Origin of the sequence: Pseudanabaena sp. UWO311 (assembly GCF_006937785.1) — a bacterium.
Classification (GTDB): domain Bacteria; phylum Cyanobacteriota; class Cyanobacteriia; order Pseudanabaenales; family Pseudanabaenaceae; genus Pseudanabaena.
Map to the genome: position 1 here is coordinate 44113 of NZ_SJEE01000039.1, position 6294 is coordinate 50406.

Here is a 6294-nt window from a genome sequence, read left to right on the forward strand (position 1 = left end):
ACTTTTTGGTTTTTAAGCTTCGCCTGTAATTGATAGCCCCTCTACCCAAATCTGTGGCGCTACACCTGAAGGTGTAATTTTTACTTCTGGTTCGATATAAACGATCGCCTTTAGCAGTTCTAAAATATCACCTGCTACAGTTGCCGATTCGACACTGATGCGATCGCCTTTATTGACTAGCCAGCCATCGAATGGCAAGGAGAATGAACCTTGAGATGCTTGCACACCTGCATGAAGCGCTTGTAAATCGTCGATTAAAATTACGTTCTCAGCAGTTGCCAAATCATAAACTGTCTGATTGGATGCATTCGCCTCGCTACTACGTTCAATATGGAAAAAATTAGGACTAACGGAAACCTTTGCGCCAACGCTACCATTACCTGTGGGCTTGGCATTTAAGCGTTTCGCTGTCACAGAACTGTGCAAGAAGTTAGTTAACACTCCATTCATAATTAAAGGAGTGCGACGAGTAGGAGTTCCTTCACCATCAAATGTTGATGCTCCCACATTCCCGATATGCAGCTCATCATCGCTTACATTTAGAAGGGGTGAAGCAATTTGTGTGCCAATGGATTCTGGATTGGAGAGACTATTTTTGTCAAGAATGCTCTGAGCATTGAAGAGACTTGAGAAAGCACTAACTAAGCTCAAAAATGCTTCAGGAGAGAATACAACTAAATATTTACCAGATTTGATTTTGTCGTAATTCAAGTGGCTAATCGTTTTTTCTGCTGTTTCCTCAACGCAACCCTTGACATCTAGATTTTCAAAACTACGGCTTACGCGATATGCACCGCCGCTGCGAGGTTTTCTACCTTCTTCTTCAGTTTTGGTATAGAGATAAATAGAACTAAGTGAACTACTCTCATTTCGCATTGCGCCAGCGCTGTTCAAATAGAAGCGACTGATATCACGCTGAGATAAGCCGTTGTAGGGAACACCTGCGATCGCAGTATGTTTTGCCAATAATTCCTTTTCGGCAACCAAAAGGGTTTCGACTAGTTTTTCGATCGCTGTTTGTGGTGAAGTTTGTGATGCGCGGGGAGGGATATCTGTGATCGCTTCGGGACTAAAATCAGGGATATTTTCTTTAGCGCCAAAGAAACTTGCTTCGTGGGCACTTTGGAGAGCAAGTTCTAGTCCGATGCGATCGATATTGGTGGTAGAGGTAACGCCCACAGTGCCGTGATCGTTCCAAACTCGCACGGTGATGCTAGCGCGGTTGGAGGCTGACACCTGTTTGGGTGCGCCGCTATCGACTTCGGCGCTGGTTTCATCGACGATCGCGCCATAAATATCAAATTTGTTAATCTTTAGCTTGTTTGCTGTCTCTTTAGCATCTGAGACTAACTGTTCTACACTGAGCGCTGATGACATAAACCTTTTAATCTTTTTTCTTTTTTAGTTGATTGTTACATTCTAGCAACTATAGCTATAGGCACTTATCCCAAAGCACAAAATGGCAAAGCCATTTTGTGCTTTTTAATGATAGGCGGCGCAAAGCGCCGCCTATTTTCTTTTTATAGCCCATTGCCGATCAGAAAGAATGCAGACCAAAAATAAGGATGATCAAATGGTTCGCCGCCTCGGATTAATGATATTTGGGCTAAACGTAATGACTCCGTAGGGGAAACACCCTTCTTAAGATTGGCATAAAAGGCATCCATCAGCTTCTGCGTTCCGCCATCACTAACTGTCCATAGTGACGCAATCACTGCCCTCGCCCCGACATGCTGAAATTGATAGCCTAAGCCAAGTACTTCTGTCCCATCGCCATACTTACCGCCGATTCCTGTTTCGCAAGCACTCAAAACTACCAAGTCCACACCCTTGAGTACCCAAGTATCAATCTCTTTCAATGTCAAGCGATCGCTATCGCCAAAGATCAGAAAAGACTCATCTGGAGTACCTGTATTAAATGACCCATGAGTTGCTAAGTGAATGATGGTATGAGAATCAGTTCCTGTCTTAGTTGTAGGTTTTGTAAAGTTAGAGTCAACTAGCTCCGTCACAGATGGGAATATTTTGGCAATGTTTTTAACTTCTTGTTTGGTGGCTGGAATAGCACCAAAGGAAATAGGTTTACCCAGCACAGTGACACTATGGGCGATTGTTGAAGCACCCGCTAGAACTTTAGGCTGATTGACTCCACGGCGATTAAAATTTGTCAGTGAACTTGCCGTAATGTTATTGATGCTATATTTCTCAACTAGAAACTGCTTGCCATCATAGAGTGTTGCGATGGGGATATATCGCAATCGACTATCAGGGGCATAAATGATTGTCTGCACATTTGCTTGTTGCAATTCAGCTGCGATCGGTTCAATTAGCCATTTATAAAACTGTTGGGAAGAATCTTTGAAATCGAAATTACTACTATCTATTAAATTTGCCCGAAATTTCTCAACAGCAGCACTGAGATCTCTTTGTCTAACCTGAACTGTGCGATGTATTGGTGGAGCCGAAGGCGTGACTAATACAATCTCCAGACGGCTTTCAAGCACAAGTGGATAGATAATTGCTGCATTTAACTGCTTGAGTTCTTTTTGCAAACCAACTATAGCCTTAAGATCAACATTTTGCTGCTGGATGTCTTTATTCAACTCAGTTGTTAGCTTTTGGACTTCCGCACTATTCAAAAAAGCACTGAATTGACGATTAGCTTCTTTCTCTTGATTGACTAAAGTAGTTAATCGTTCCTTTTGTGGAAGAGTCAGCTTTCCTTGGCTTTCCAGTACTTGCAAATCTGAAAGTTCGATATTCAGAGCCATCATTTGCCTCTCTACAGGCTGATACTCTACTCCCTTGGCGGTTTGTTCATTACCACGCACATTTTTGAGGTAGTCATCCATTTCTTGCACTTTTAATAGATCAAGTACCTGCTGCGCTTCGATTACTCGATCCTGTTGCAAAAGCAGATCCGCAAGGCGACGGTATACTGGTGCGATCGTGTCGGCATAGAGTTTTTGCTCTTGCCGCGCTAGAGAGTTAAGATCCTTGCGAATCTCTTCATAAATATTGACCGATTGCTTGAGATAGGCGATCGCTAAAATATTTTGCTTCCGTTCTTTGAGGAGCGTACCAATGTGTTGATAGAGTTTTGCCTCACCAGCGCGATCGCCTGTTTGGCGACTAATAGCTAGAGCCTGTTGGTAATAACCTAAAGCTACGTCAAATTGCCCTTGACTAATGTAGAGAAGCCCGATATTTCCGAGGGTGACACTTTCATTGACGCGATCGGCAAGCTTCTGACTAATTTCTAGGGATTGTTGATAGCTTTTGAATGCCTCAGCATTAAGCCCACGCTCATTCAGAAGAAATCCAATGTTGTTGTGGATAACAGCCTCGCCTGCGGGATTTTTGCCCGATTCCTTGGTCAGTGCTAAAGCCTGTCGATAGTAGTCTAGAGAGCTAGCGTATTCCTTGTTGTTGCGATAGACCAGTCCTAGGTTATTGATTGTTCTGGCAATACCAAAGCGATCGCCAAGTTTCTGTTGAATCTTGAGAGCTTCTTGATAGAGTTTGATCGCTCGATCAAATTGCCCTAAATTGCGATAGACAATGCCCATATTGTTGAGAATGCCACTCTCGCCCAATGCATCTTTGCTTTCCTTGCTAATTTTTAGGGCGCGTTCATAGGACTCGATCGCCCTCACAAACTGTCCCAGTTCATTGTAGACAGAAGCAATACTATTCAGGGCTTGGGCTTGTCCATCGCGATCGTTTTGTTCTTGGTTAATCTTCAATGATCGTTGAAAAGCTTGTAACGCGGAGTTGAGTTCTCCTTTCTTCTGGAGATCATTTCCATTCTTTTGAAAAATGTCAGCATCTGATGACTTTGCCTTTACATTATTTTCTGAACTGTCTTGTAAGCCAATTTGCGCAGTTGCCGCTGATATGAAGCTCGGAGTGGAACAAGTTCCAGTATAAATACCAATAGCAATGGGGAGGAAACCGAGAGATGAGCAGAAACCTTTGTGTAAAGCCTTAAAGATCATATTGCTGTATTTATGCGCAGGTTACTCAATAATGTAGTACATTTATATGAAATTGAGAATTGTTTACAATTTGATAAGTTTTAGCTCTCGTAGGGTGTGTTAGCGTCAGTGTAACGCACTCAATAAACGCAGTTGGTGCGTTACGCTATCGCTAACACACCCTACAGTTGATGGTTCTCCGACAGGCTGCTAGCTACTTACTTATTTGTAAAACTCTGTAATTTAATAAGTTTAAGGATTTTATTGTGTCAATATTCTCCATCTATCGCCGAGTAATCTTGAGATGGATGTCACTATTCTGTGTTGGTTTAGTGCTCTCATTTCTCTTTGTTGGTCAAGCTGAAACTCAAAATCAAAGCAATTGCATCAAAATCCCCGAAATCTCTCAGGGCAATGCTGAAGCGATCGAAAGAAATAGACGGATTGCTGTGCTAATTCAGGCTGATCGATTGATTCAGAGCAACAATCTCGCTGAAGCAATCAAATTACAACAATCTGTGAAAAAGCCTCTTCCGAATGTGGCTGCGCCCAATCCACCTACAAGAAATGTGGAGAATTTGGCGAGTGGTGCTAAGGTGTATTGGCAAAATGCTGAAGAAGGACTAGAGAATGGACTGCCAACCAAAGCATTAATTTCTCTAGAGAAGCTATCTGACAATTATCCTGAATTTATTCCTGGGCATATTAAGTTTGCGGAAGCCGCTATTCGCTGGAATCAGCCAGAAAAAGCAATCCCAACCTTAGATCGAGCCTATGGCATTTATCCAGACCGTGTGGATTTATTAGAGCCATTATTAAAACTACTCATCTCCAAAAAAATGGAGGTAGAAGCTTCCATTGCTGCTCGTCAGTTTGCGCTTAACTATCCAGAACATCCTGACGCTCCTAAATATAAGAAGCTAGCTGATGATTACATGAATCAGTTCATCAATGACTTCAAAAATGAGTCATTTGTCACAGCACTAATTTCTGGCGATCGCAAAATTATGGAGCAGATTTTTAAAGGAGAGTCAGGATTTGGTGAAGAAAGTGCCAAAGAGATTAAAGAGAATGCAGTATTGGTCACCGATCCCAAGCTGACAGAGTACATTAATAATCTTGGGCAGAAGCTGGCTAAGCTATCAGGTCGAGATGACTTTAAGTATGAATTCACTGTCTTACAGGATAATTCTCTAAATGCTTTTGCCTTGCCAGGTGGCAAGATTTTCATCAATACAGGTGCGATCGCTGACATGGAATCGGAAGCAGAACTTGCGGGTATTCTCAGTCATGAAATTGCTCACGCTGTCTTTTCGCATTCCTATCAAAAAATTGTCACCGAAACCAAAGCTAGAGCTTTAAGAAAAGTTGGGTTGATCAATACATTTTTTGAGTATCTCAAACCAGAACTCGCATTTGGGCGATCGCTGGAACAACAAGCCGATTTCTTAGGCACTCGCATTCTCTCCTCGGCTGGCTATTCTGCTGATGGACTATATCGTGTGTTTGATCGCTGGCGTAATTATGAGAAAAACAAACAAACAGGTTGGCTAGATAGCCATCCAGCTTCTTCGGAGCGAGCGAGATATTTGCAGGCAGTTGTTCAAAATCGCAACTACAATCGCTACTCATTGGAGAACATCGAAGCTCTAATTACGGCGCGTGGAGCATTTTGTAAGGCTGAGGTAAAAGATCAACCTACAGAGACTCCAACTACTACAAAGCCCAGTAACAAGCCAACTCTAGGCAAAGTGTCTGTGACTGCTGGGCAAACCAACGACAATGTGAGCATTAACATTGATGGCGGTAAGGTTGAGTCGAGCGGGAGATACATACTGAATGTAGAAATCGTCAACAAGAGTGGTCAGTCCTTTGGATTTGTACCTATATTTGCGAAAACAACTAATGCTGAAGGAAAGACGGTCTCGTCACAGTTCATCAGTGCGTCTGGCAAAAATGTTGTGAATGCAGGAGAAACGGCTAAAGGCACTCTTTCTGTGTTCCAACAACCTTGGCGAGATACTGGCGATCAAGGGCTAGTCTGGCAAGTAACAGAAAGTACTGGCGGCGGTCGAGTATTTCGGATTCCATTCTAATTTGCTTTAAAAAAGCCTTGCAACGCAAGGCTTTTTTTAATTATTTATATGGTCGCTTTGATACTTGCGATCGCCTTGAGGAGATGGATGTTAATTACAGCAAATTCCGATCAAACACGCCACAAGTCTAGTAATCTAAAGCATCACTAAAGTTAAACAAAATATGTCAGCATATTCGCTTGATTTACGGCACAAGATATTAAATGCATGGCAAAATAAAG

General features: G+C 42.5%; 3 protein-coding genes. 1 reads left to right on the forward strand and 2 read right to left on the reverse strand.

Features of this window, described 5'->3' with window-relative positions; translation table 11 throughout:
- Positions 1–12: 12 nt before the first annotated feature.
- Positions 13–1377 (reverse strand): TldD/PmbA family protein, encoded by a 1365-nt coding sequence (locus PseudUWO311_RS21325; RefSeq protein WP_142657242.1) that lies wholly within the window; start codon positions 1375–1377, stop codon positions 13–15.
- Between the two features lie 143 nt (positions 1378–1520).
- Positions 1521–3998 (reverse strand): CHAT domain-containing protein, encoded by a 2478-nt coding sequence (locus PseudUWO311_RS21330; protein WP_142657243.1) that lies wholly within the window; start codon positions 3996–3998, stop codon positions 1521–1523.
- A gap of 287 nt (positions 3999–4285) precedes the next feature.
- On the opposite strand from PseudUWO311_RS21330, the gene PseudUWO311_RS21335 reads away from it, so the two are divergent.
- Positions 4286–6073 carry a M48 family metallopeptidase gene (locus tag PseudUWO311_RS21335; RefSeq protein WP_190303603.1) on the forward strand — a complete coding sequence of 596 codons (1788 nt, stop codon included), beginning with the start codon at positions 4286–4288 and terminating at the stop codon, positions 6071–6073.
- Positions 6074–6294: the final 221 nt, after the last annotated feature.